Genomic DNA, 24,500 nt, shown 5'->3' on the forward strand with positions numbered 1-24,500 from the left:
ACCATGACAGTCACCACATTCGGCGCGCGCCGGCTCAGCGTTCGCGCAGGTGGCGGATGAGGTAGTTGTCGACGTAAGCCTTGGCGTCCAGCACCAGGCGGTCCTGGGACAATTGAATCTGGTGCAGGAAGAACATGATGGTGATGGCCAGCGTCAGCGCCACCAGCGTCGCATTGAAGGTGATGCCGAGGCCTTGCGTCACGCCGGTCACGTCGCCGGCCGCCGCGCGTTGCGCTTCCTGCAGCGCCGCGCCGATGCCGCGCACGGTGCCGACGAAGCCGACCGCCGGAATCGCCCACACCGCGAAGCGGATCATCGACAGTTCGGCGTCCAGCCGTGATGCTTCCAGTTCACATTCATCGCGCGCCGCCTCGGCGGCATGTTGCACGCTGCCGGTCGCGCCGAAGCGCGTCATGCACATGCGCAGCGTGCGCGGCAGCAGACGGCCGCGCACCGGCGCCGGCAGGTTTTCGATCTGGCGTGAGAACTCGCGCACCGAATCGGGAAAGATCACTTCGCCTTCCTTCAGGCCCAGCAGATCCTGTTGCAGGAGCTTGCGTTCGCGCAGCACGCGATATTCGCGGTAACCGAGAATGAAGCCGGCCCATATCGCCAGCACCCAGCAGGTTTCCGGTTCGGGGTCATGCAGGATGACCCAGATCGAACGCGGTATGTGCACCATCGGATCCTTGGCCCACACCTCGCGCTGGTAGGCGAGCTGCGCATCGGCATTCGGACGTATGACCAGGGTGTACGCGATGTGCACCATGGTGAAGCTCAGCAGCAGGGTCGTCAGCGCGTAGAAGAAGTCAAACGGGAAGGGCTTTTTCATGGTGGGCCGGATTGTCGCAGAATTGCGCGCCGCTGCCAGCCCGCGCCCCGGGCGCGTCCTGCGCCCGATCAATTTGCACGTCGGCACGCCGGGCATGGCGCATAGAGCGCTGCGCTTTTGCGCGTAGAATCGCGCCACCAAGCCACTGCGCGCGCCATCGCGTGCGCCCTCGTCGGGGAGTTGTCGTGATGTCATTGCTGGCCAAGGAACGCACCATCGCCCGGCCCGGTTTCAACCGCTGGCTGGTGCCGCTCGCCGCGCTGTGCATTCACCTGTGCATAGGCATGGCCTACGGCTTCTCGGTGTTCTGGTTGCCGCTCATGCATGCCGTCGGCATCAGTGCGCCCATCACCTGCCCGCCGGACATGGGCGTGCTGGCCAAGCTCACCACCACCACCTGCGACTGGGACAAACCCCTGCTCGGCTGGATGTTCACCCTGTTCTTCGTGTTCCTGGGCTCGAGCGCCGCGCTGTGGGGCGGCTGGCTGGAACACGTCGGCCCACGCAAGGCCGGCTTCGTGGCGGCGCTGTGCTGGTGTGGCGGCCTCATGATCTCGGCGGCGGGCGTGTACCTGCACCAGCTGTGGATGATGTGGCTGGGCTCGGGCTTCATCGGCGGCATCGGTCTCGGCCTCGGCTACATCTCACCGGTCTCGACCCTGATCAAATGGTTTCCCGATCGGCGCGGCATGGCCACCGGCATGGCCATCATGGGCTTCGGCGGCGGCGCCATGATCGGTTCGCCGCTCGCCGATATCCTCATGAAGCATTACGCCACGCCGACCTCGGTCGGCGTGTGGCAGACCTTCGTGACCCTGGCCGTCATCTACTTCGCGTTCATGACCACCGGCGCCTTCGCCTACCGCGTGCCGCCCACCGGCTGGCAGCCGGCGGGCTGGACGCCGCCGCCGCAGGCCGTCGGCGACAGCATGATCACCCAGCGTCACGTTCACGTGAACCGCGCCTGGCGCACCCCGCAGTTCTGGCTGTTGTGGGGCGTGCTGTGCCTCAACGTGTCGGCCGGCATCGGCGTGATCGGCATGGCGTCGCCGATGCTGCAGGAGATCTTCGGCGGCCGCCTGATAGGCCTCGATGTGAAATTCGATCAGCTGAACGCCGCGCAGCTCGGGCAGATTGCGGCCATCGCCGCCGGCTTCACCGGCCTGCTGTCGCTGTTCAACATCGCCGGCCGCATCGGCTGGGCATCGTGCTCCGACTACATCGGCCGCAAGATGACCTACTTCGTGTTCTTCGTGCTCGGCATGGCCCTCTACGCCGCCGCGCCCCATGCCGGCGCCTCCGGCAGCGTGGCGCTGTTCGTGGCCTTGTTCTGCGTCATCCTCACCATGTACGGCGGCGGCTTCGCGACCATACCGGCGTATCTCGCCGACCTGTTCGGCACGCAGATGGTGGGCGCCATTCACGGCCGCCTGCTGACCGCGTGGTCGGTGGCCGGCATCCTCGGACCGGTGCTGGTCAATTACATCAACGACGCGCAGATCAAGGCCGGCGTCGCCAAGAGCGCCGCCTACGACACCACCATGTACGTGCTGGCCGCGCTGCTGGCGGGCGGCTTCCTGTGCAATCTCATGGTGCGTCCGCTCGCCGCGCACTGGTTCATGAGCGATGCCGAACTCGCGGCCGAGCGCCAGCTCGCCCACGACGTGCAGGCCGCACAGGTGAGCCACGGCGCAACGCAGGCCGCAAGCAGTTCGACGCTGGCGGTGGCAGGCCTGTGGCTGGTGGTCGGCCTGCCCCTGGCCTGGGGCATCTGGAATACGCTGGTCAAGGCGCTCGCCCTGTTTCGTTGATGACGCCCACTCATCCAATCCTGTTCGGCCCACGTAAGCACAGCCCATGAATGCATCGTCTCCCGCGCCCGGCGCCGATCTCGAAGCGGTACTCGGCGCCGCCCGCCGCGCGCGTCGCCGCGCCCGCCTGTGGTGGCTGTTGGGCGCCGTCGCGCTGCTGGCCGGCGGCATGCAATGGGCCCAGCGCGAGGCCGCGCGCAGCGATGCGCCGACCATCGAGTACGTCGGCGCCGAGGCGCGGATCGGCGCTCTCACCGTCAAGGTCACCGCCACCGGCACCTTGCAGCCGCTCACCCAGGTCGATGTCGGCAGCGAGCTGTCGGGCATGGTCGAAGAGGTGTTGGTCGACTTCAACGACACCGTCAAACGCGGCCAGGTGCTGGCGCGACTCGATACCCAGCGTCTCGAAGCGACCGCCGTGCAGGCGCGCGGCTCGCTGGCCTCCGCCGAGGCGCGCCTGCGCGAAGCCGAGGCCACGGTGGTCGAGACCGGTCTCAAGAACGGCCGCTGCGCCAAGCTCGCCGAGAAGCAGATGTGTTCGGCCGACGAACTCGATGCCTCGCGCGCGGCGCTGTCGCGCGCCCAGGCCGCGGTCGGCAGCGCCAAGGCCGAAGTCGCGGTGGCCAAGGCCATCCTCGACGAAAAGGAAACCGAACTCGCCAAGGCCGTCATCCATTCGCCCATCGACGGCATCGTGTTGAAGCGCCTCATCGAACCCGGCCAGACCGTGGCGGCGGTGATGCAGACGCCGCTGTTGTTCACGCTTGCCGAGAATCTCACGCAGATGGAATTGCAGGTGGCGGTCGATGAAGCCGACGTCGGCGTGGTCGCGGCCGGTCAGCGCGCGAGCTTCGGCGTCGATGCCTACGCGTCACGCGCCTTCCCCGCCACCGTCACCCAGGTGCGCTACGCACCCGAGACCAAGGACGGCGTGGTGACCTACACCACGGTGCTGCGCGTCGACAACGGCGACCTCGCGCTGCGCCCCGGCATGACCGCCACCGCGGAAATCGTGGTGCGTGAAGTGAAGGACGCGCTGCTGGTGCCGAACGCGGCGCTGCGTTTCGTGCCGCCGGCGGCGCCTCGCCGCGGCAACGAAGGCGGCATCCTCGGCAAGCTCATGATGCGTTTCCCGTCACGCCAGGCCTCGATGCGCTCCGCGCCACCGAGCGGCCGCGAACGCCGCGTGTGGGTGCTCGATGGCGACACGCCGCGCGCGGTGAACGTCACCATCGGCGATACCGACGAGAAATTCACCGCCGTCACCGGCGGCGACCTCGCGGCCGGCATGAAGGTCGCCGTCGACTATCGCCAGGCAGCGCGATGAGCGAGGCCTCGGCGTCGGCCGCGCCGCTGGTCGAGTTGCGCGCGGTGAGCCGCGTGTATGGCGATGGCGAAGCGCGGGTCGCGGCATTGCGCGGCGTGGATCTCGCGATCGCGGCCGGCGACTTCCTGGCCATGATGGGCCCGAGCGGCTCCGGCAAGTCGACCTGCATGAACATCCTCGGCTGCCTCGACAAGCCGAGCAGCGGCAGTCATTTCTTCCAGGGCATCAACGTCGGCGTGCTCGACCAGGACGAACGCGCGCTCGTGCGTCGCAGCAGCATCGGCTTCGTGTTCCAGGGCTTCAACCTGCTGGCGCGCACCTCGGCGCTGGAGAACGTGGAGCTGCCGCTCATCTATCGCGGCCTGCGCGCGCAGCCACGACGTCAACGCGCGCTCGCGGCGCTGGCCGCCGTGGGGCTCGCCGATCGCGCCCATCATGCGCCCAACGAGCTGTCCGGCGGTCAACAGCAGCGCGTCGCGATCGCGCGCGCCATCGCCGCCGAGCCGCGCGTGCTGTTCGCCGACGAACCGACCGGCAACCTCGACACTGCGCGCAGCCATGAGCTGATGCAGTTGCTGGCCACGCTCAATCGCGAGCAGGGACTCACCATCGTGATGGTCACCCACGAGCCGGACATGGCCGACTACGCGCGCCACACCATCCATTTTCGCGATGGCCTCATCGAGGACGCGCCGCCGCCATGATCTGGAACGCCTTCATCCTCGCGGTGCGCGCCATCCGGCGCAATCTCCTGCGCTCGTCGCTGACGGTGCTCGGCATCGTCATCGGCGTGGCGGCGGTCATCACCATGGTCACCATTGGCAAGGGCGCCACCGCGCGCGTCACCCAGGACATCTCGCAGCTCGGCGCGAACCTGTTGATCGTGCGCCCCGGTCAGCGCGTCGGCATGCAACGCACCGAGGCGCCGAATTTCAAACTGGCCGATGCCGAGGCGGTGGCACGCGAAGTGAACAGCGTCACCACCGTCGCGCCGACCGCCTCGCGCGCGCTGGCGGTGGTGGCCGGCAACAACAGCTGGCTCTCCAGCATCTACGGCGTCGACAACCGTTATTTCGAGGTCGGCAACTGGACGCTGGCCGCCGGCCGCCAATTCACCAGCGGCGAGCTGCGCGGCGGCGCGGCGGTGTGCGTGCTCGGTGAAACGGTGCGCAAGAACCTGTTCGGCGCGCGCCAGGGGGTCGGCGAGAAAATCCGTTTCGGCAAGGTGTCCTGCGACGTCATCGGCCTGTTGCAGACCAAGGGCCAGACCACCACCGGCATGGACCAGGACGACATGGTGCTGACACCGATGCGCACCTACTGGCGGCGCGTGGCCGGCAACCAGGACGTCACTTCCATGCAGATCTCGGCGCGCGACGGCGTGCCGACCGCGGTGGCGCTGCGCGACATCACCGATCTTTTGCGCGAACGGCGCCACATCGCGCCCCATGAAGACGATGACTTCACGGTCATGGACCTGCAGGAGATCGCGCGCACCCTGGCCGGCACCACCCAGGTGCTGACCGGTCTGTTGGGCGCGGTGGCGGCGGTCAGCCTGCTGGTCGGCGGCATCGGCATCATGAACATCATGCTGGTATCGGTCACCGAGCGCACGCGCGAGATCGGCATCCGTCTCGCCATCGGCGCGCTCGAACGCGACGTGTTGTTGCAGTTCCTGATCGAAGCCGTGGTGCTGTCGGGTTTCGGCGGCGTGGCCGGCATTCTCATTGCCATCGCCGCGTCCATGGGCTTGTCGAAGATGCTGGCGGTGCCGCTCATCCTCGACCCCGGCATGATCCTGCTGGCGTTCCTGTTCGCGGTGGCGGTCGGCGTGGTGTTCGGCTATTTCCCGGCGCGCAAGGCGGCGCGGCTCGACCCGATAGAGGCGCTGCGTTTCGAATAAGGAGTGGCGCCGAAAGTTTTGTTTCGATGAGCGACAAATGCGTCCTGCAAGCCAATGCCCTGGTCGATTGCCCACAGCGAATTCGCCGCAGTTTGTGGCCCACGCTCAGCGCGGGTCCGGAAATCGGTACACATAGATCGAATAACCGATGCGCGCGACGGGCTCATAGCGCGTCAACCAATCCACGCCGGCGTGGGTAAAGTGCTCAATCTTGCGCAGCCACACCAGGCGATGGGTGCTGAGCGCATACAGACCGGGCGCCGGTGCTCGGTACTGCGCCTCGCTCATGGGCGTCGCCTCGACGCCGTACAGTGACGGCGCAATGGTGCCGAAGTAGCTCAAGTAGAGCGGTTCACCCGGCGCGTGGCGCGCCTGCCAGCGCGCGAGCCGCGGCAGTTCCTGGCCCCAGTCGATGTTGCTGTCGTCCAGCACGTAGGGCGCGCGCGACGGGCCGCCCGCCAGCGGCGTGATGTAGGCGAGCTGGTACGGGAAGTAATACAGCGTCTCGCCCAGCATCCACAGCAGCAGCGCGGCCACCGCGAGGCGCGTACGGCGCGCGAAGCACGCACTCGCCGCCAGGCTCGAGAATATCGCCAGCATCGGCAGCGCCGGCAGGATGCGACGGATGCCGACGTTGATGGTGTCGAAGCACGACACGCCCATCATCACCACCGCCGGCAGCAACACGAACAGCGCCGCTTCACGCCCGCGCGGATGACGCGCCGCGCCCACCAGGGCCGCCGCCAGCAACAGCAGGGCCGCCGGCGGCGTCTTCACCAGCCAGGTCGCGAGGTAGTAATACCAGGCGGAGCGATCGAGCACCGCGCCCAGCAGGTAGCTGTGGTAGTCGCTGTTGGTGTTGACATAGAGGTGACCGAGGCCATCCAGGAACGGCCGCAGATCGAAGGGACGTGCGTAACAGGCGCCGACCACCAGCGCGAACATGGCGAACGCGGCGCCCGCGCGCGCCAGCACGGGTGCGACGGCGCGCCGCTCGGCGAGCACGGCATGGACGACCTGCACAAGGGCCAGGGGGCCGAGCAGGAGCGCGGTGAATTTCATCATCACCGCCGTGCCGACCAGCGCGCCATAGGCCAGCCAGGTGCGCCAACGGCCGCTCGCGAGCGCGCACCACAGCATGTAGCTCGCCGCCAGCATGGCGGTGCTGCACAGGGTGTCGGTGGTGGCGAGGCGACCATGGGCCATGAGGGTGGGCGACAGCGCCACGCCGCAGGCTGCCGTCAGCGCCGCGGCCGGGCCGAACAGCGCCAGCGCCCAACGGCCGGCCAGCCACACGGCCAGGCCACTCGCGAGCCACACCGGCGCGCGCGCGCGGCGCGTGATATCGGCCAGATGCTCACGCTGGCCGGCGAGGTAATCGACCGCGAAGCCGACCTGGTTGGCGGCACTGAAGGCGGGCGTATCGTAGGGCGGGCGCGGTAAGCCCATGGCGAGCAGCGGCAGCGCGACCAGCTGTTGCGCGAGCGGCGGCGCTTCGCTGTTGAGGCGATGATCGCCGGTCTGCCAGTAGGACAGTCCGGCGACGATGAACACCGGCTCGTCCCAGGTCAGCGATTCGTCGCGCGCCGCGAAGGCCGCGAGCAGCACGCTCAGCAGCGCCAGGGCCAGCACCACGCGCCGCGCCCAGCGCGCAGCGCCGGCCGTCGCCTGGTCCATTTGCCGCTGTGCCCGCGCATCCATGGCGGCTAATGTAGCCGCTCGTACACGACCTGTGCGCGGCGTGTTCAAGCGTGCCAATGCCATCGCCGATACAGGGGCCAGCATCCACTTGCGCCCCCATTGAAGGACTCTGATGTCGGCCGCTGCTCCTGCCTTGTCCAAACTGTCGCGCTTGAAATCCCAGGCACCGAGCCCCGCCGGCCACGCGGTGCTGGTGGTCGAGGACAGCAAGGCCATACGCGAACTGCTGTGCGGCTACCTGCGCCAGATCGGCGGCTTCGTGGTCGAGACCGCCGACAGCCTGGCCGGCGCCGAGGCCTTGCTGGCCAGCAACCCCGAACGGTTCTTCTGCGCCGCGCTCGATCTGAACCTGCCCGACGCCGCCGATGGCGAAGTGGTGGACGCGGTGCGCGCCCATGGCGTGCCGGTCATCGTGTTGACCGGCAGCGCCGAGCCCGCCGTGCGCGAACGCATGATGGCCAAGAACATCGTCGATTACGTGGTCAAGCAGAACAGCCACGAAATCGAACACGTGGCTTATCTCATCGGCCGCCTGCGCGAGAACCGCGCCACCAAGATCCTGGTGGTCGACGATTCGCGCAGCTTCCGCCTGTACATCAAGTCCCTGCTCGAGAAATATTTCTTCCATACCCTGGAAGCCGGCGACGGCCGCGAGGCCTTGGCGGTCATTGACCAGCATCCCGATGTGACCCTGGTGCTGACCGACATCAACATGCCGGTGATGGACGGTTACGAGCTCATCGCCGCGCTGCGGCAGCGTTACCGGCGCGAGGACCTGGCCATCATCGGCGTGTCGGACAGCAACAAGCACGACATCTCGGCCAAGCTTCTGAAGCTCGGCGGTAATGATTTCCTGACCAAGCCGTTCGTGGTCGAGGAGTTCTATTGCCGCGTCACGCAGAACACCAACATGGTGGGCTACGTGCGCCAGATCCGCGATTCGGCCATTCGCGACTTCCTGACCGGCGTCTACAACCGCCGCTACCTGTTCGAAGTGGCCGCCACGCTGTACGGCAACGCGCGACGCGGCAACGTGCGGCTCGGCGCGCTGCTGCTCGACGCCGACCACTTCAAGTCCGTCAACGACACCTACGGTCACACCGCCGGCGACGTGGTGCTCAAGGCCATCGCATCGTGCCTGTGCCGCGAGCTGCGCATGAGCGACATCGTGGCGCGCTACGGTGGCGAAGAGTTCGTGTGCCTGACCGTTCTCAAGGACGCTGCCGACATCGACATCGTGTGCGAGCGGGTGCGCAAGGCGGTGGAAGGCCTGCAAGTCGACTTCGATGGCCAACGCATTCCGATCACGGTCAGCGTCGGCGCCACCACCCAGCTCGGCGACTGCTTCGATGACATGCTGCGCGCCGCCGACGCCGGCGTGTACCAGGCCAAGGCCGCCGGTCGTAACCGTTACGTGGTGGTATGAAGGCACGGCGCCTGTGACGGCGCGCACACTCGCGCCGCCGGCGCGCGCCACCCGCCCGGTAATATTCCGCGCTTAAGATTCTTTTAGGGTTTTCTTCCGGAAGTTTTAAGAAACGGAAGTCGACACCCTGCCTATGCTTCCCCTCGCGTCAGGCCATAGCGGCGGACGCCGGACCGCCAAACCCATGACGCGGTCCGCCCGACGAACCAACGAGGAGCATGAGCATGAACAGTAGCAAGCAGATTTCCGAACGCAGCGCGCTGATTGCCAGCGTGATCATCACGCTGGTCGGCTGGGTCTACATGGTGGTGTCGGTCGGCGGCAAGCTGATTGCACCGACCATCGTCTGACGGCCAGCCGGCGTGTGCCGGGGCTTCAGCCGCGTGGCGTGGCCAGACGCAAGGGCCGCGCCACGCGCAATTGATACCGTCCGCGCCCGGTTTTATCGAGCGCGAGTTCCGGCAGCCGTTCGCGCAGGCGCCGTTGCAACAGCACCAGCCGTGCTTCCAGGTTGTCCCCCACGTCCGGCAGGCCCAGCGCGCGATCGCGCCGCAGGTCCTTGTTGTTGAACTCCACGCGTCCGAGCTCGACGTAGTCGCGCAGCATGCGCCACAGAATGGCGCCCGCCACACCCTTGATCAGGTACTCGTCGTCGACGAACACGCTGTGATCATCTTCATCGTGACTGACCAGCATGGCCGGTCCGGCCAGCGGCGCGCTGGTATCGACCGTCGCTGCCTCGTCCGCCTCGTCGCCCTCGCTGAACGCGCCAAAAGCGCGCGCGCAGGCCTCGGCGAGCAGCGTCAAGGCATCCTCGTCGTCGTGATCGATGTCGCCATCCTCGGCGCTTTCCACGTACAGCACCGCCACCAGGCGTTCTCCGGCGATGACCGGCAGCGCCAACTGGCTGCCGGAACGATCCAGGCCCGGCAGCGCGATGCGCGATTCGATGTCGCTGCCGGGATGGCGGGCTAGGTAAGCGGCGCGCACCGCCTCGCCGTACTGGTATTCCTGCGCCATGTGGGTCAGGCGAATGGCGGTGCGCTGTTCGGCGGCGATGCCGATCACGCCTTCGCCATAGGCGATTTCGGAACCAACGCCGACCCGCCCATAGCCATGGCTGGCGACCGTGTACAGACGCGCGTGCGGCTCGTCGGCCAGCAGCAACAGGCAGTGCGCGAAGCCCAGGCCGCGGCTCAATGCGTCGATGCTGGCGTCCACCCAGCGCGGCAGGTCCGGCGTGGCGGCGAGCCTGGTGAGCGAATCGCGCAGCCCCGCCAGCAAGCGACTCGGACCGCGCAGCGGCGCGCGCGGCCCGGAGCTCTGCTCGATGTCGTCGACCACGTAGACATCGGCGCCGCGCAACACGAAGACCTTGCTCATGCCGCTGTGAAAGGCGATGCCGGCGAGCTTGGCGCGCATGGCGGCGAACAACGGCCCGCTGGTCTCGGTACGCAGGTAACGGATACCGAGCAGGTAGCGTGCACCGTCGCGCGGATCGGTCAGCTGCAGGCGCGCCACCGGATTGGCGAGGATGTTGGCGCGCGTCTTGTTGAAGAACTGGAAGGACAGCGCGATGTGGCGCTCGTCGATGTAACGCACGTCGGACAGCGCGCTGACATTGGGCGTGCCGTCCGCCGCGCAGGTCGCGATCAGCGCCGGGAAGCCACCTTCCAGGCAGGCGCGCAGATCGATGAGAGCGAGGCCCGCCATCAGCCGATGCGCGTGCCGGCCACCGGGCCCGGCGTCTGGTCGAAGGCTGAGTAGGGCGTGAAGCGCAGTGCCACGCTGGCGCGCACGTCGATGTTGAGATAGCCATGGGCGAGATGCCGCGACATGCCGCCCTTGATCATGTCGGCGGCGAAGGCGTCGCGATAGGCCAGCATCAAGGCCTCGTCGTCGGGCGCCAGCGCTTCGATGCGTGCATCGTGGCCCTTGAGCTGCAGCGAGCGGTGATCGCTCGGTCGCCCGAACACCACCGCGATGGACGGCACGCGCGCCAGCGCCGCGAGCAGCGCACGCGAATGGTCGACATGGGTCAGCACCGTGACTTCGCCGCGCGCGAGATCGACGCGGCAGCCGACGCCGACGCCGAGCTGCGGGCGGTGCTGCTCATCGCGTGCCGCGAGGTCGATGGCGACCCCGCTGGTCACGAACGCGGCATGGGGCGCCAGCAGGGCGGCGCCATCCACGGAATGCTTGGTCATGGCTCATCACTCGATGACGGGCGTTCCATCGCCGAGATGACGCGACTGTAGCCAGCGCCGCGCGCCGCTTCAACTCAAGCTGGCGCTGAGCTCGAGATCCACCAGCAGATGCACGCTGGCGGCACTGTAGGACTGGTACTGCTCGCCATCGATGGTCTGCACGCCGTCGCCATTGGCCATCCAGCCCTGGCCGCTGGACGTGATGCTGTCGCCGGCATCGCCGCTGATGCGCAAGGTGGCGTGGTCGGCGCCGATGGCCAGCACGTCGCTGAGCGCGAGTATCAAGGCGTTGGCGCCGCTGCCGGTGATGTCGAGATGGTCGAAATCGAGCAGCCGCGCATCGTCGACGAGGGTGAGGTCCAGCGTCACGCCGCTGCCATCGACGCGCAGCGTGTCGGTGCCGGTGCCGCCGTCGAGCAGCGTATCGAGCGCGTCGTAGACGATGACGTCGTCGCCGGCGCCGCCGTTGACACGATCGGCGCCGCCCGCGCCGTCCAGCAGGTTGGCGGCGCCGTTGCCGGTGATGTCATTGGCAAATTCGTTGCCGGTGCCACGCAGCGCCGCGCTGCCGGTCAGCACCAGTTGCTCGACGCCGCTGCTCAAGGTGATGTCGACGCTGCTGTTGACGACATCGATGCCGCCGCCGCCGACCGTGCCGGTGAGGATGAAATCGTCGATGCGCCAGCTTCCGTTGGCGGCATCGGTGCCGCTCGCAGAGACCGACACCGTCACGGCGCCGGTCAGCCCGAGCAGCGCATCGAGTTCGATGGCGCCAGCGTGCTGTCCGCCCGGATTGCCGAGCGTCGCACTGCCGGAAGCGACCAGTTCGCCGTTGATATGCAGCTGCCAGAGGCTGGGGCCGTTGCCACGCGCGCCGTTGGACGACTGCTCGGCGAAGCTGAAACCGGTGATGTCGATGCGCTGCCCCGCCGCGACCGTGAACGAGAACAGCAAGGCGTTGCCGTCGTCGGCGCTGCTCAGCGGATCGCCATCATCGAAGCCCGTCGCGCCGAGAGCGAGGCCACGGTTGGGTTCGAGGTCGAATCCTTTCAAGCCGTCCGGCAGCAAGGTGCCGGCATCCTGGGTGGTCCACGCGCCCACGTCGCTGATGGCATCGACCTTGAGCGCCGTGCCGGGGTTGGCGAAGGTGTCACCGGCCACGTTCTGGAAGTTGAACCTGAGCAAGGTCACGGCGGCGGCCTCGTCGATCACATCGCCCGCATGGTCGACGAAATAGACATCGTTGCCGGGCCCGCCTTCCATGAGATCGGCGCCAGCGGCGCCATCCAGCGTATCGCCACCGTCGCCGCCGGCGAGGTGGTTGGCGCCGGCATTGCCGCTGATGTGATTGGCGAGTTCGTTGCCAGTGGCGGCGAGGTTCTGCGCGCCGCTCAACTCGAGGTCTTCGACATTGGCCGGCAACACGTAGCCGTCGAGCGCGGTGCGCACGGTGTCGTGGCCTTCATCGACGCCTTCAATCACGCTGTCACCGTCGGCATCGACGTAGAAAATGTCGTTACCCTCGCCGCCTTTCAGCGTGTCGTTGCCGGCACGGCCGTCGAGGACATCGTCGCCACCTTTACCGTCCAGCACGTTGCTGGCGGCCGAACCGATCATGATGTTGTCGAGCGCGTTGCCGATGGCATGCACGAACAGGTTGCCGGTGACGATGAGCTTCTCGACGTTGGCCGGCAAGGTGTAGCTCACCGAGCTCTTCACCAGGTCGATGCCGGCGCCTGCCGCCTCGGTGATGCGCACCGCGCCGACATTGACGATGTAGGTATCGTTGCCCGTGCCGCCGCGCAGCGTGTCGATGCCACCGCCGCCATTCAAGACATCGTTGCCGGCGCCGCCCGTCAAGAGGTTGCGTGCGCTGTTGCCGGTCAACTGGTTGGCACCGGCATTGCCGGTGGCGGACAAGGCCGCGCTGCCGAGCAGGATGAGATTCTCGACTTCGGCGGCGAGCGTGTGGCTGACACTGGCGCGCACCGTGTCGGTGCCCTCGCCGCGTTTCTCGACGACGCGGTCGCCGGCATGGTCGACCCGGTAGCTGTCGTTACCGCGTCCGCCGCTCATGAGGTCGGCGCCGAGGCCACCGTCCAGCACGTCGTTACCGGCCAGGCCGAACAGCTTGTCGTTGCCGGCCAGACCCAACAGCGTGTCGGCGGCGGCGCTGCCGTCGAGTCGCTCCGCGCGTGCGGTGCCGCGTCGCGTTGCCATGCGGTGGAACTCCGATGCCGGGGATAGGACAATGATATCGAAGACGACATGATCGAGCCGCCGCGTCGGCGCGGCAAGCGCCGTGATCGCTCGATGTCGCAATGTGTGCAGCGCCTCGCGGAGATTCCGCGCGTGGCGCCGCACAGTGTAAACAATGGTTATTTTTGACGGGCGCGAGCGGTATTCATGCCCCGCCTCTCAGCGTCCCGGAGATCGATCATGCGCCTGATGTCGCTTGCGCTGATGTGCCTGCTGTCGTGGGGCGCGGCCGGCGCCGACCTGTTTCGCTACGCCGAGCCGGCGCTGGGCCGACTGGTATTCAACCAGGTCCTCACCGATACCCTCAGCGCGCCGCTGCGCCTGCCCAAGGTCGGCGAGTATTACGCCGAGTTGATCCTGGAACCGGCCGACGGTCAGCAGGACGTGGCCTTGAGCGCACCGCTGTCGCTGGCCGTCGAGTTGAACGTGGCGCGGCGCGAGCACGCGTTGCTCAAGCGCATCGTCAATGTCAGTTTCGCGCCGGGCGAGCGCTCCAAGACGCTGTTGTGGTTGAACGCTCCCGATCACCTGCCGACGCGCACCAATCTCGAGCTCGAGGTCAGCGTACGCGATGCCGGCAATACGCAGCCCAACACCGCCAGGCTACGCCTGCAGTTGACGCGCAAGTTCGAGTTCGCACCGCTTATCGTGCGCTAGCGCGAGCAACCGACCACCCTCACCCGCCTCGCAACGCCGGCCTGGCGCCGGCGTCCTTGTTTCACCCTCAGTAAGCCGCCACCGCGCCATCGCTGCGCGGATCGCTGGCGCCCGCCAGCATGCCGTCGGGGCCATGCACGATGGCGCCGGCGTGCCCCATCTGCGCGCTGTAGTCGGGCAGCATTTCGACCGCGTGACCGGCCGCGGCCAGCGCCGCGCCGAGCTCCGCGTCGAAGCGACCTTCCAGTTTCAGTGTGGTGCTGTCAGCGCCCCAGGTGCGGCCCAGCAGCCACCGCGGGGCGTCGATGGCCGCCTGCAGATCCATGCCGTGCATCACGTGGCGCGTGAACACCGCGGCCTGGGTCTGGGGCTGACCTTCACCGCCCATGGTGCCGTAGGCCATCACGCGCCCGTCCTGCAAATGCGCGAGCGCCGGTTGAATGGTGTGGAAGGGCAGGCGCCCGGGTTCGAGCGCGTTCAGCGCCGCGCCGTCCAGCGCGAAACTCATGCCGCGGTTCTGCCAGCACAGGCCGCTATGCGGCAGCACCACGCCGCTGCCGAATTCCCAGTAGATGCTCTGGATGAAACTGACCATGCGCCCGGCGCCGTCGGCCGCGCCCAACCACACTGTGTCGCCGTGGGACGCCGGCCGTGGCCACGGCAGGGCGCGCGCCGGGTCGATGCGCGCCGCGCATGCGGCTATGAACGCGTCGTCGAGAAAGCGTGCGATGTCGCCTTGCGCATAGGCCGGATCGGTGACCTCTGCATCACGTACCAGGAACGCCTGCTTGGTGGCTTCGACCAGGCGATGCACGTAATCGAAGCCCTCGCTGCGCGCCGCCGGCATGCGCGCATAGATGGCCAGCAGCAGCAGGGACGCGAGGCCCTGGGTCGGCGGCGGATGGTTGTAGAGACGATGTCCGTCGACCGTCACCGACAGCGGCGCCACGCACCGCGCGCGATGGGCGGCGAGGTCCGCGTAGCGCAGCGGGCTGCCGAGCTGCTCGAGATCGGCGGCGAGGCTGCGCGCGAGTTCGCCGCGATAGAAATCGTCCAGGCCGTGACGGGCGAGATGTTCGAGGCTGGTGGCGAGCCGCGCCTGCTTGAACGAGGCGCCGACGGCCGGCGCCGCTCCGGCGTCGAGATAGGCGTGCGCGAAACCCGGCACGGCCAGCAGTTCTTCGCGCTTGGCCTGGGTGTTGTCGAATTGCGAAGCGGTGACCGCCACGCCGTCGCGCGCGTGCACGATGGCATCTTCGAGCAGGCGCGCGAGCGGCAGGCGCCCGCCCCATTGCGCGCTGACGGCGAGCGCCGCGCGCCAGCCCTCGACCGCGCCCGCCACCGTCAGCGCGGCGTGCGGACCGCGTGCCGGAATCGCATCGAAGCCCGCCTCGCGATAGCGATCGCGCGTCGCGAGCGCCGCCGCCGCGCCGCACGACGCGAGCGCGATCGGCGCCTGCCCCGGCGCATGGATGAGCCAGAAATTGTCGCCGCCGAGACCGTTCATGTGCGGATAGACGACGGCGATGGCGGCGGCCGCGGCCACCATCGCCTCGATGGCGTTGCCGCCGTCGTGCAACACCCGCAGGCCGGCGCTGGCCGCCAGGTGATGGGGCGCGCTCAGCATGCCGCGGCGTGCGCGCGCGGTGGCGTTCACGGCGTCACAGGCGATGGCGCGCGATGGCCGCGACATCCCACTCGATACCGATGCCGGGCCGCGCCGGCGGCGTCAGCGTGCCATCGACCAAGGTCCACGGCTCGCTCTGCAGGCCGTTGGCCACGTCCAGCCATTCGAGATAGTGGGCGGTGGGCGTCGCGCACAAGAGATGGCTGCTGGCCTCCGGAAAAAGATGCGAGGAGCATTCCATCTGCGCGCTGCGCGCCAGCGCCGCCGCTTCCAGCCAGCCGCTCACGCCGCGGATGAACTGCGGGTCGGGCATCACGTAGTCCATGGCGCGCGCGGTGATGGCGGCGCGCATTTCATCGGCGCTGTTGAAGTTCTCGCCGATCTGAATGGGCGTATCGAGACTCGCGGCGAGTTCGGCGTGGGTTGCGTAGTCGTCGGCGGCCACCGGTTCTTCGATCCAGGCCAGGCCTTCGTCATCCAGCGCGCGGCAGCGCAGGCGTGCTTCCTGCGGGGTCAGCGACTGGTTGTAGTCGACCATCAGCGCGCGATCGCCGAGTACGCGACGGGCAGCGCGCACGGCGGCGAGATCCTCGGCGAAATTGTCGAAGCCGAGTTTGATCTTGAGCGCGCGATGGCCCTCGTCGACCGCCGCCTGGGCGACTTCCACCACTGCCGCGGCGTCGTACATGCCGGCGCTCATGTAGACCGGCACCGGTCGCGGCGCGCAGCCCAGGGTCTTGTACAAGGGTTCGCCGCGGCTGCGTGCGTAGGCGTCCCACCACGCCATGTCGAGCGCACCCAGCGCCACCCCCACCAGGTTCTTCGCGCCCCACAGGCGCAGTCGCCGCAGCATGAAGGTATACAGGTCGCGCGGCTGCAGTTCCAAGCCGGCCACCATCTGGCCGAGGCCCAGGATCGCGCTCTCCAGGGCCGGCAACAGTTCCGGCAGGTAGATCTCGGCGTAGGCATGACCGGTGATGCCGGCATCGGTATGCAGATCGATCAATACCAGCGGAAAACGTTCGATATGCCCCGACGCGGTTTTCAAGGGACGCGCCAAGGGTGACAGCACCGGCGTGGTGGTGAGGGAAGTGATGATGGTCATAGCGATTCCAGATCCGTGGGGCGCGAGTCATTCGCCCATTGCTTGATGGCGCGCGGTTCAGCGCATGGAAAATTTCGGCAGCTTGATACGCCAGTGAATGCCCGCCATGCGGATCATGAACACCGCCAGCGTCGGCGCGGCCACGGCAAGCGTGCCTTGCATGTGCCAGGCGCTGGTCAAGACCAGCAGCAGCGCGCCGCTCCAGGCGGCCGTCGCGTACAGTTCGCCGCTGAACACCAGCGGCACTTCGTTACACAGCACGTCGCGCACGATGCCGCCGAACACGCCGGTGATGACGCCCATCAGGCTCGCCACCAGCCAATGGGCGTCGAGGTCCAGCGCGATGCGCGTGCCGAGTATCGTGAACAGCGCGAGGCCCAGCGCGTCGGGGATCAGGAACAGGCGCTGCGGCAGGCGCACCAGGCGCGCCACCACGAAGGTCGCGACGCCGGCCAGCAGGGCCGCCACCAGGTAATCGTGATTGACCACCCAGAACACCGGCCGCGCCAACAGCAGGTCGCGCAGCGTGCCGCCACCGAGGGCCGCGACCAGCGCGATCACCACCACGCCGAACAGGTCGATGTGCTTGCGTCCGGCTTCCAGCACGCCGGTGACGGCGCACACCGCGACGCCGGCGAGACCCAGCACATCCTGCGGCACGGCGCGACGCTCAACCCGGCTCGAGCAGCACCTTGCACGCGCTCTTGTCGGTCTTGAGCGAGGTGAAGGCGGCGGGGAAGGCCTCGAAACCAACCACCGCCGACAGCAGCGGCGAGGGATCGATGCGGCCCTGGTCGATCAGTTCGATGGCGATTTCGAAATCGCGCTTGCGGTACATGAACACGTAATTGATCTGCAGCTCCTTGCTGATGGCCTTGGGCGGCAGCACGGTGTCCGGCGCCATGCATACACCGACGATGACGATGCGGCCGTTGGACGGCGCATAGTCCATCGCCAGCTGCTGGGTGCCGGGCACGCCTATGCATTCGAGGATGACGTCGGCGCGCCCGCCGGCCGCGCGCTTGCAAGTGCCGACCACGTCTTCGACGGCGGCGTTGACGGTCGCGGTCGCGCCCATCTTCATGGCGAGTTCGAGGCGCGCCGGCACCTTGTCCGACACCACCACCGCCTGCGCGCCGTAGTAGCGCGCCCACATCGTCGCCGCGAGGCCGATGGGTCCCGCGCCCATGATCAGGACCCGTTCGCCGGGCGCGATGCGCGCCACGTGCACCGCGTGCAGGCCGACGGCCAGCGGCTCGACCATGGCGCCCAGCCGCCAATCGACGCCGGGCGGCAGCAGCAAGGCTTCGCTGGCGCCGACGCGCAGGTATTCGGCATAAGCGCCGGGCAGATCGCCCAAGCCCGTGTAGCGCACCGTCGCGCAGCGATGCCCCATGCCCGACAGGCACGGCTGGCATTGACCGCAGCCGATGAAAGGCAGGGCCGTGACGCGATCGCCAACCTTCCATTTCGGTGCTGCGTCGCGCCCCACTTCCACCACTTCGCCGCAGAATTCGTGGCCCATCACCGTGCCGGCCGGCAGCGGCCGCATGCCGCCTTCCGGACCATGCACGTCGGCCATGTGCAGGTCGGAGCCACAGATGCCGCAGCACTTGACGGCAATCATGAGGTCGCGCGCGCCGATGCGCGGTTCGGGCACCTGTTCGATGGTGAGCGCCGCTTCGGCGCGATGGAATACCGCTGCACGCATGTCGAGATCCTCCCCGCTGAGATGCACGTCGATGCGCGGTCGACGGATACACGCGCAATCGCGCCCTGGCAAAGGGTTTGTATCAAGCGCCTGTCACACTGACAAGCGGCGCGGTTGGACGGCCATGGCGCGCACGGTGCCGGCACCTGGCAAGACCTTAGACCACCACGGCTGGCGGTGCGCCGGCGGCGCTTTAGCGTCGCGCAAGGTCGGCGGTTACACTCGTCGGCACATTCCTTGGGAGAGTCGTTGGTGGACTTGTCATTCGGCCCGGCCTACGAGGCGTTCCGCGCGCAGTTGCGCGCCTTCATCGAGCAACATGGCCACGAGGCGCCCGAGCGCGTCGACCTGCGCGCGCCGCGCACCCTGGCCTGGCAACAAGAGCTCATCGAACACGGCTACGCGGGGCGCACCATCCCGCGTGAGTACGGCGGCCATGGCGCGCCGCCCGACATCCTCGAGGCGCGCATCATCGCCGAGGAATTCGCCCGCGCGCAGGTCTCGCCCGGACTCGCCGGCCAGGGCATCAAGATGTTGATCCCGACCCTGCTGCATTTCGGCAGCGAGGCGCAGCGTCGACAGTTCATCCGCCCGACCCTGTACGGCGAGATGATCTGGTGCCAGGGCTATTCGGAACCGAACGCCGGCAGCGATCTCGCCAGCCTGCGCACCCATGCCGTGCTGGAAGGCGATCACTGGCGCGTCAACGGCCAGAAGATCTGGACCAGCACCGCGCATCTCGCCGACTGGATGTTCTGTCTGGTGCGCACCGAACCCGATGCACCCAAGCACCAGGGCATCAGTTTCCTGCTGTTCCCGATGTCGACGCCCGGCATCGAAGTGCGGCCGCTCACCACCATGGTCGGCGACGCGAGCTTCAACGAGGTGTTCTTCACCGATGTGCGGGTGCCGCGTGATTCGATGATCGGGCAACGCGGCGATGGTTGGAAAGTCGCCAATACCCTGCTCGGCTTCGAGCGCGGCATGCTCGGCGATCCGAACAACACGCTGATGCGCTTCAACGCGCTGGTGGAGCTCATGAAGCGCGAAACCGTCGACGGTACGCGCCTCATCGACAATCCGCTGCTGCGCGAACGCCTGATGAAGATCCAGGGCCGCATGCTGGCGCTGCGCGCCAACGATCTGCGCTTGTTGTCCGCCGGCGTCAACGACACACCGGCGCGTCTCGCCGGCCTGGTGGTGAAACTGGTCGGCACCGAGCTCCGTCACGAACTCGAAGCGCTCGCCATCGACGCCCTGGGTGAGATCGGCGCGCTGTACCGCGGCAGCCCGCTGCTGCGCGACGACGGCATGTGGCAGCAGCATTACATGTATTTCCTGGGCCTCATCATCGGCGGCGGCACCGCGCAGATCCAGAAGAACATCATCGCCGAACGCGGGCTCGGCATGCCGCGCGAACCGAAACTGGCCTGAGGCAAGCACCATGGATTTCGGACTGTCCGAACAACAGACCCTGCTGGCCGACAGCGTGTCGCGACTGCTCGCCGATCACGCGCCGCTCACCCGCACGCGTCGCTTCGCCGAACAACTGGAAGCGCGCGCCGAGGACGTGTGGCAGGCCGTCACCGACATCGGCCTGCCCGGTCTCGTCATCGACGAGGCGCACGGCGGCAGCGGCCTTGGCATGCTGGAAGCGGCGCTGGTGGCGGAATGCCTGGGCCGGCACGTCGCGCCGCTGCCCTTCGTGGCAACCGCCGTGCTGGCGCCGCTGGCCGTGCAATGCGCCGGCAGCCCCGCGCAACGCGCCGAATGGTTGCCGCGACTGGCGAGCGGCGCACTGGTGGCGGGCGCGGCGCTGGCCGAGCTATGCGGCGCGCGTGAAGACGCCGGTGTGCGACTGGAAGGCGGCCGCCTGTTCGGCCGCGCGCTGTTCGTGCTCGACTTCGAGGCCGATGTCTACCTGGTCGCGAGTCGCGAGGCACGGTTGTTCATGGTGCACGCCGATGCGGCGGGCCTGTCGCGTCAAGCCTTGATCAGCATCGACCGCACACGCCGCCTCGGCGAACTTCGTTTCGACGGCGTGGCTGCCGAGCTGCTGCCCGGCAGCGACGATGCGCGTCATGCCAGGACGCTCATTGCCCATGGCCGCGTATTGCATGCCGCCGACACGCTGGGCGCGGCGCAGGCCATGCTCGACATGGCAGTCGCCTACGCCGGCACGCGCGAACAATTCGGGCGCGTGATCGGCTCGTTCCAGGCGGTCAAGCATCTGTGCGCGGAGATGGCCGCCGCGCTCGAACCGTGCCGCGCTCTCACCTGGTATGCCGCCCATGCCTTGAGCGCCCTGCCGGCGGAAGCCGAACTCTACGCCTGCCACGCCAAGGCCCACCTAGCCGAAGTCGGCAGCTTCATCGCGCGCACCGCCACCGAAGTGCACGGCGGCATGGGCTTTACCGATCTGCTGGGCCTGCACTACTGGTTCAAGCGCATCGGCCTGAACCGTCAGCTGCTCGGCAGCGCGGAGCGCGCGCGCGAGGAAGCGGCGCAACTGCAGGGTTTGTGCTGACCCGAGCGAGGCCTGCAAGCGGTCTCGAAATTCAGCGATCGCGGTCATTTCGCGACCAGCTCCAGAGCTGCGCGCGCAACTTCAGGCACCGCCCCGCTCGCGCGCGACGATGCCGAACAACAGTTCGCGGAACCAGCTGTAGGCGGCGTGCTGACCCAAGCGTTTGTGCCACAACAGCTGGATGTGGGCGTAATTGGGCGGTGTCGCCACCGGCGACGGGCGCAGCTTCAGCCCGTACAGCGGCGCGTAGAGTTCGGCGATGCGGCGCGGGATGGTGGTGATGAGATCGCTGGCCGCGATGATCGCCGGCACCACGGTGAAATGATTGACCGTCAGCGCGATGCGGCGCGTCAGGCCGTGGCGCGCCAGCGCCTCGTCGACGAAGCCGCTCGGATCGCCGCGCGGCGTCACCAGCAGGTGGTGGGCCTGGGCATAGCGTTTCAGATCGAAGCGGCCGCGCGCCAGCGCGTGACCGGCGCGCATCACGCAAGAGAAATTGTTGTCATCGATGATCGAGACCCCGAAGCGCTCCGGGATCTCGCCATAGGTGCCGAGCGCGAAATCGGCCTCGCGCGTGTCGAGGCGCTCGAAGGCCTTGCCGGCCGGCGGCACCACGCGCACGTCGATGCCGGGCGCGAGTTCGGCGAGGCGCGCCATCAACACCGGCATGGCGGTGCTGACCATGTAATCGTTGGTATCGATGGTGAAAGTGCGCTCGGCGCTCGCCGGATCGAAATGCTGGGGATCGAGCGCCGACTCCAGCGCGGTCAGCACCGCGTGGATTTGCGGCGCCAGTTCCAGCGCGCGCGGCGTCGGCAACATGCCGTCGGGCGCGCGAATGAACAACTCATCCTTGAGGTGATGGCGCAGGCGCGACAACGCGTTGCTGAACGCCGGTTGCGACAGCGCGATGCGCTGCGCGGCGCGCGTCACGTTGCGCTCCGCCATCAGCGCATCGAAGATCACCAGCAGGTTGAGATCGAGACGGCGTAGATTCATGAAGTGAATGTTGGTTGTTCTTTAAATCCATTTCAATAATTGCCTGGGCTCGCCCACACTCGTCCCACGTGAAGCCAGATGTTTCTTGTGGCCCCTGTCGTGTGCCGCCCCTCCCTGTAACGGTGCGCGACTCTGGCGCCGGAGCGGATAATCCCCATCCGCTCCGGCGCCCCCTCTGCTGTGCCGAAGTCGGTCGTCATTTCCACACACTCCATGTGCGCATCGTGCCGACATTTGATCCAGACTGGGGCAAGCGCCAGGCGAACTGGTAAATTACCGAGCTGCGAGGTGGCGCCTGGCTGCGAATGATCGCGGAGTGCACGCCTCGCGCAGTGGGGAATTCAGCATGAAGCGATGTGTCCTCGGTGGCGGCGAGCGCCGCGCCGACGGTTTGGCTTTGTGGCTGCTGCTCGGGGTGCTGGTGCTGTTCGCCCCCTGGCAACCGGCAGCCGCACACGCCCTGGTGGTAGACAGTCAGCCGCCCGCCCATGGCCAGGTGGCGGCCGGCGAGGTCGCCGTCGATCTGAAATTCAACAGCCGTCTCGATCGCAAGCGCGCGCGCCTGCGCCTGATCGATGCCGCCGGTACGGCCCGCGATCTCGTGGTGCTGGACGATGGTGGCGCCGAACACCTGCGCGCCGCCGCCGGCGCGCTGACGGGCGGCGAGTACCGCATCGAGTGGTACGTGCTGAGCCCCGATGGCCATGTCACGCGCGGCAATGTGCCGTTCTCGGTGAAGGCGCAGCCCTAGGGTAAAGACGTGTCCTTGCTGCTGGATGTCTTCTCGTTCCTGAGCGTGCTGCTGCGCTGTCTCGCGCTGACCGGCGCGGCGCTGGTGGTGGGCGGCGTGCTGTTTCGCCATGGCGTGGTGCTGCCGGTCATCGACCGCGCCACCGGGCCGGCGCGCGATGTGCTGGCACGACTGACGAAGGTCCTGCGCGGCAGCGCGTGGCTGCTGGCGCTGACCGCGGCCACCACCGCCGGCATCGACAGCATGGTGATGATGGGCTCGGTCGGCATGAGCGCCGGCGTGGCCCTGAGCGCGCCCTCGAACATCGCCGCGCTGGCCATCGTCGCGGGCGCGCTGACGATTGCCCTGGGCGACATCGACGCGCGGTGGCGCGCGCCGCTGGCGGCGCTCGCGGTGCTGGTCGGCATGGTGTCGACCACCCACGCGGTCAGTCGCCTCGATCACGCCACGCTGATGGTGGCAGCCTCGACCCTGCACCAGGTCGGCGCCTACGCGTGGCTGGGCGGACTGCCCTATTTCCTGGTGGTGCTGAACCGCGCCACGGCGCAGGAACGTGCGCGCCTCGCGTTGCGTTATTCCCATGTGTGCGTGATGAGCGTCGTGCTGCTGGCGATTTCGGCCGCCTGCAAAGCCTGGATCTACATCGGCAGCGTGGCGGCGGTCTATGGCAGCCAGTACGGCGCGATGAGCGCCACCAAGGCCTTCATGCTGCTGGTGTTGCTCGGCTTCGGCGCCGGCAATTTCCTTGCCGTGCGCAAGCTCGCCGGCGACGCGGCGCTGGTCGAACGCGTACGGCGCTTCGTCGAAGTGGAGATGATGATCGCGGTGTCGGTGATGTTCGTGGCCGGCGCGCTCACATCGCTGCCGCCGGCCGTCGACCTCGGACGCGACCTCGCGCCATGGTCGACGGTCAAGGAGCGTGTGTTCACGCTGCGCGCACCGCGTCTCGAGAGTCCCGACGCCAGCGAGCTCGCCATTCCCCAGGCGCAGGCGCGGCTCGATGCCCTCGCCGCCAGCGCCAACCAGCGCGCCCTGCCGGTGTACGTGCCGGGCGCCGGCCTGTCACCGCCGGTGGATGCCGCCGACGTGCTGTGGTCCGAATACAATCACAACTGGTCCGGCGTGTTCGTCACCGCCATCGGCCTCATCGCGCTGCTGGCCCAGGCCGGCTGGCGGCCGGCGCGCCACTGGCCGCTGCTGTTCGCGGCGCTCGGCGTGTTCGTGCTGCTCCGATCCGATCCCGAGTCGTGGCCGATAGGCGACATCAACTTCTTCGCCGCCATGCGCGCACCGGAAGTGCTGCAGCATCGCCTCGCCGTGCTGGTGGTGTTCGTGTTCGCGTATTTCGAATGGCGCGTACGGCGCGGCACGCTGCCCGATACGCGTTACCAGTACGTGTTTCCCTTGAGCAATATCGTCGGCGGCATCCTGCTGCTGTCCCACAGCCACGATCTCAACAACCAGCAGGAGGCGTTGCTGATGGAATTGAGCCACCTCGGCATCGGCCTGTTCGCGATCGCGGCCGGCTGCGCGCGCTGGCTGGAGATCCGCGCGCAGGGCACGCTGGCGCGGGTCGCGGCCTGGAGCTGGCCGCTGTGTTTCGTGTGCCTGGGACTGGTGTTGATGTTCTATCGCGAGAGTTGAGCGCGCGCGCTGC

General features: G+C 67.8%; 20 protein-coding genes. 10 read left to right on the forward strand and 10 right to left on the reverse strand.

What is annotated here, in order from left to right; all coding sequences use genetic code 11:
• Positions 1 to 34 precede the first annotated feature (34 nt).
• Positions 35 to 832 (reverse strand): MotA/TolQ/ExbB proton channel family protein, encoded by a 798-nt coding sequence (locus IPM80_09635; GenBank protein ID MBK8958678.1) that lies wholly within the window; start codon positions 830 to 832, stop codon positions 35 to 37.
• Positions 833 to 1,020: 188 nt separating this feature from the next.
• Between IPM80_09635 and IPM80_09640 the strand changes: the two genes are divergently transcribed.
• The 4 genes from IPM80_09640 to IPM80_09655 are packed head-to-tail and all read left to right on the forward strand — an operon-like array spanning position 1,021 to position 5,873.
• Positions 1,021 to 2,643 (forward strand): OFA family MFS transporter, encoded by a 1,623-nt coding sequence (locus tag IPM80_09640; protein MBK8958679.1) that lies wholly within the window; start codon positions 1,021 to 1,023, stop codon positions 2,641 to 2,643.
• Positions 2,644 to 2,689: 46 nt separating this feature from the next.
• On the forward strand, positions 2,690 to 3,970 hold the full coding sequence (locus tag IPM80_09645) for an efflux RND transporter periplasmic adaptor subunit (GenBank protein MBK8958680.1): 1,281 nt from the start codon (positions 2,690 to 2,692) through the stop codon (positions 3,968 to 3,970).
• The gene (locus tag IPM80_09650) at positions 3,967 to 4,674 is read left to right on the forward strand and encodes an ABC transporter ATP-binding protein (protein MBK8958681.1); all 708 of its coding nucleotides are present in this window, start codon (positions 3,967 to 3,969) and stop codon (positions 4,672 to 4,674) included. The genes IPM80_09645 and IPM80_09650 overlap by 4 nt, the downstream gene beginning before the upstream one ends.
• Positions 4,671 to 5,873: an ABC transporter permease gene (locus tag IPM80_09655; GenBank protein ID MBK8958682.1), complete on the forward strand. Its 1,203-nt coding sequence runs from the start codon at positions 4,671 to 4,673 to the stop codon at positions 5,871 to 5,873. The genes IPM80_09650 and IPM80_09655 overlap by 4 nt, the downstream gene beginning before the upstream one ends.
• 105 nt (positions 5,874 to 5,978) lie before the next feature.
• On the opposite strand, the gene IPM80_09660 is transcribed toward IPM80_09655, so the two are convergent.
• Positions 5,979 to 7,550 carry a glycosyltransferase family 39 protein gene (locus tag IPM80_09660; GenBank protein ID MBK8958683.1) on the reverse strand — a complete coding sequence of 524 codons (1,572 nt, stop codon included), beginning with the start codon at positions 7,548 to 7,550 and terminating at the stop codon, positions 5,979 to 5,981.
• A 136-nt stretch (positions 7,551 to 7,686) separates the two neighbouring features.
• Between IPM80_09660 and IPM80_09665 the strand changes: the two genes are divergently transcribed.
• Positions 7,687 to 9,000, forward strand: coding sequence for a diguanylate cyclase (locus IPM80_09665; protein MBK8958684.1), 1,314 nt, complete (start codon positions 7,687 to 7,689; stop codon positions 8,998 to 9,000).
• Between the two features lie 375 nt (positions 9,001 to 9,375).
• On the opposite strand, the gene IPM80_09670 is transcribed toward IPM80_09665, so the two are convergent.
• From IPM80_09670 to IPM80_09680, 3 genes are all read right to left on the reverse strand, one after another.
• Positions 9,376 to 10,713 (reverse strand): GAF domain-containing protein, encoded by a 1,338-nt coding sequence (locus IPM80_09670; GenBank protein MBK8958685.1) that lies wholly within the window; start codon positions 10,711 to 10,713, stop codon positions 9,376 to 9,378.
• Entirely contained in the window at positions 10,713 to 11,207 is a 495-nt protein-coding gene (locus tag IPM80_09675; protein MBK8958686.1) for a hypothetical protein, read from the reverse strand. Before IPM80_09675 ends, IPM80_09670 begins: the two co-directional genes overlap by 1 nt.
• Positions 11,208 to 11,276: 69 nt before the next feature.
• A complete protein-coding gene (locus IPM80_09680; GenBank protein MBK8958687.1) occupies positions 11,277 to 13,427 on the reverse strand; it encodes a hypothetical protein in 2,151 nt (716 codons plus the stop codon).
• 219 nt (positions 13,428 to 13,646) lie between these two features.
• Between IPM80_09680 and IPM80_09685 the strand changes: the two genes are divergently transcribed.
• Positions 13,647 to 14,123, forward strand: a complete 477-nt coding sequence (locus IPM80_09685) for a hypothetical protein (protein MBK8958688.1) — start codon at positions 13,647 to 13,649, stop codon at positions 14,121 to 14,123.
• A gap of 67 nt (positions 14,124 to 14,190) precedes the next feature.
• On the opposite strand, the gene IPM80_09690 is transcribed toward IPM80_09685, so the two are convergent.
• The 4 genes from IPM80_09690 to IPM80_09705 are packed head-to-tail and all read right to left on the reverse strand — an operon-like array spanning position 14,191 to position 18,566.
• The gene (locus tag IPM80_09690; GenBank protein MBK8958689.1) at positions 14,191 to 15,780 is read right to left on the reverse strand and encodes a gamma-glutamyltransferase; all 1,590 of its coding nucleotides are present in this window, start codon (positions 15,778 to 15,780) and stop codon (positions 14,191 to 14,193) included.
• 4 nt (positions 15,781 to 15,784) lie between these two features.
• On the reverse strand, positions 15,785 to 16,855 hold the full coding sequence (locus IPM80_09695; protein MBK8958690.1) for a mandelate racemase: 1,071 nt from the start codon (positions 16,853 to 16,855) through the stop codon (positions 15,785 to 15,787).
• Positions 16,856 to 16,912: 57 nt separating this feature from the next.
• Positions 16,913 to 17,515 (reverse strand): trimeric intracellular cation channel family protein, encoded by a 603-nt coding sequence (locus IPM80_09700; protein MBK8958691.1) that lies wholly within the window; start codon positions 17,513 to 17,515, stop codon positions 16,913 to 16,915.
• 10 nt (positions 17,516 to 17,525) lie between these two features.
• Positions 17,526 to 18,566, reverse strand: a complete 1,041-nt coding sequence (locus IPM80_09705; protein MBK8958692.1) for an alcohol dehydrogenase catalytic domain-containing protein — start codon at positions 18,564 to 18,566, stop codon at positions 17,526 to 17,528.
• Between the two features lie 252 nt (positions 18,567 to 18,818).
• Here IPM80_09705 and IPM80_09710 point away from each other — a divergent pair, with 252 nt between their 5' ends.
• Together IPM80_09710 and IPM80_09715 are read left to right on the forward strand one after the other, a co-directional pair.
• Complete coding sequence (locus tag IPM80_09710) at positions 18,819 to 20,000, forward strand: acyl-CoA dehydrogenase family protein (protein MBK8958693.1); 1,182 nt, start codon at positions 18,819 to 18,821, stop codon at positions 19,998 to 20,000.
• Between the two features lie 10 nt (positions 20,001 to 20,010).
• Entirely contained in the window at positions 20,011 to 21,093 is a 1,083-nt protein-coding gene (locus tag IPM80_09715) for an acyl-CoA/acyl-ACP dehydrogenase (GenBank protein ID MBK8958694.1), read from the forward strand.
• An 81-nt stretch (positions 21,094 to 21,174) separates the two neighbouring features.
• Here the strand turns inward: IPM80_09715 and IPM80_09720 are convergent, their stop codons facing one another.
• Positions 21,175 to 22,092, reverse strand: a complete 918-nt coding sequence (locus IPM80_09720) for a LysR family transcriptional regulator (GenBank protein MBK8958695.1) — start codon at positions 22,090 to 22,092, stop codon at positions 21,175 to 21,177.
• A gap of 346 nt (positions 22,093 to 22,438) precedes the next feature.
• On the opposite strand from IPM80_09720, the gene IPM80_09725 reads away from it, so the two are divergent.
• On the forward strand, positions 22,439 to 22,843 hold the full coding sequence (locus IPM80_09725) for a copper resistance protein CopC (GenBank protein MBK8958696.1): 405 nt from the start codon (positions 22,439 to 22,441) through the stop codon (positions 22,841 to 22,843).
• Between the two features lie 9 nt (positions 22,844 to 22,852).
• Positions 22,853 to 24,487, forward strand: a complete 1,635-nt coding sequence (locus IPM80_09730) for a CopD family protein (protein ID MBK8958697.1) — start codon at positions 22,853 to 22,855, stop codon at positions 24,485 to 24,487.
• The last annotated feature ends 13 nt before the right edge of the window (positions 24,488 to 24,500 follow it).

The sequence above is a fragment of the Pseudomonadota bacterium genome (genome assembly GCA_016719885.1).
Taxonomy (GTDB): Bacteria; Pseudomonadota; Gammaproteobacteria.

Coding starts and splice junctions, on each gene's coding strand:
- IPM80_09675 (MBK8958686.1), bottom strand. CDS start 11,207: ATGACCAAGCATTCCGTGGATGGCGCCGCCCTGCTGGCGCCCCATGCC.
- IPM80_09725 (MBK8958696.1), top strand. CDS start 22,439: ATGAAGCGATGTGTCCTCGGTGGCGGCGAGCGCCGCGCCGACGGTTTG.
- IPM80_09640 (MBK8958679.1), top strand. CDS start 1,021: ATGTCATTGCTGGCCAAGGAACGCACCATCGCCCGGCCCGGTTTCAAC.
- IPM80_09715 (MBK8958694.1), top strand. CDS start 20,011: ATGGATTTCGGACTGTCCGAACAACAGACCCTGCTGGCCGACAGCGTG.
- IPM80_09705 (MBK8958692.1), bottom strand. CDS start 18,566: ATGCGTGCAGCGGTATTCCATCGCGCCGAAGCGGCGCTCACCATCGAA.
- IPM80_09685 (MBK8958688.1), top strand. CDS start 13,647: ATGCGCCTGATGTCGCTTGCGCTGATGTGCCTGCTGTCGTGGGGCGCG.
- IPM80_09635 (MBK8958678.1), bottom strand. CDS start 832: ATGAAAAAGCCCTTCCCGTTTGACTTCTTCTACGCGCTGACGACCCTG.
- IPM80_09720 (MBK8958695.1), bottom strand. CDS start 22,092: ATGAATCTACGCCGTCTCGATCTCAACCTGCTGGTGATCTTCGATGCG.
- IPM80_09680 (MBK8958687.1), bottom strand. CDS start 13,427: ATGGCAACGCGACGCGGCACCGCACGCGCGGAGCGACTCGACGGCAGC.
- IPM80_09695 (MBK8958690.1), bottom strand. CDS start 16,855: ATGACCATCATCACTTCCCTCACCACCACGCCGGTGCTGTCACCCTTG.
- IPM80_09660 (MBK8958683.1), bottom strand. CDS start 7,550: ATGGACCAGGCGACGGCCGGCGCTGCGCGCTGGGCGCGGCGCGTGGTG.
- IPM80_09655 (MBK8958682.1), top strand. CDS start 4,671: ATGATCTGGAACGCCTTCATCCTCGCGGTGCGCGCCATCCGGCGCAAT.
- IPM80_09650 (MBK8958681.1), top strand. CDS start 3,967: ATGAGCGAGGCCTCGGCGTCGGCCGCGCCGCTGGTCGAGTTGCGCGCG.
- IPM80_09645 (MBK8958680.1), top strand. CDS start 2,690: ATGAATGCATCGTCTCCCGCGCCCGGCGCCGATCTCGAAGCGGTACTC.
- IPM80_09665 (MBK8958684.1), top strand. CDS start 7,687: ATGTCGGCCGCTGCTCCTGCCTTGTCCAAACTGTCGCGCTTGAAATCC.
- IPM80_09670 (MBK8958685.1), bottom strand. CDS start 10,713: ATGGCGGGCCTCGCTCTCATCGATCTGCGCGCCTGCCTGGAAGGTGGC.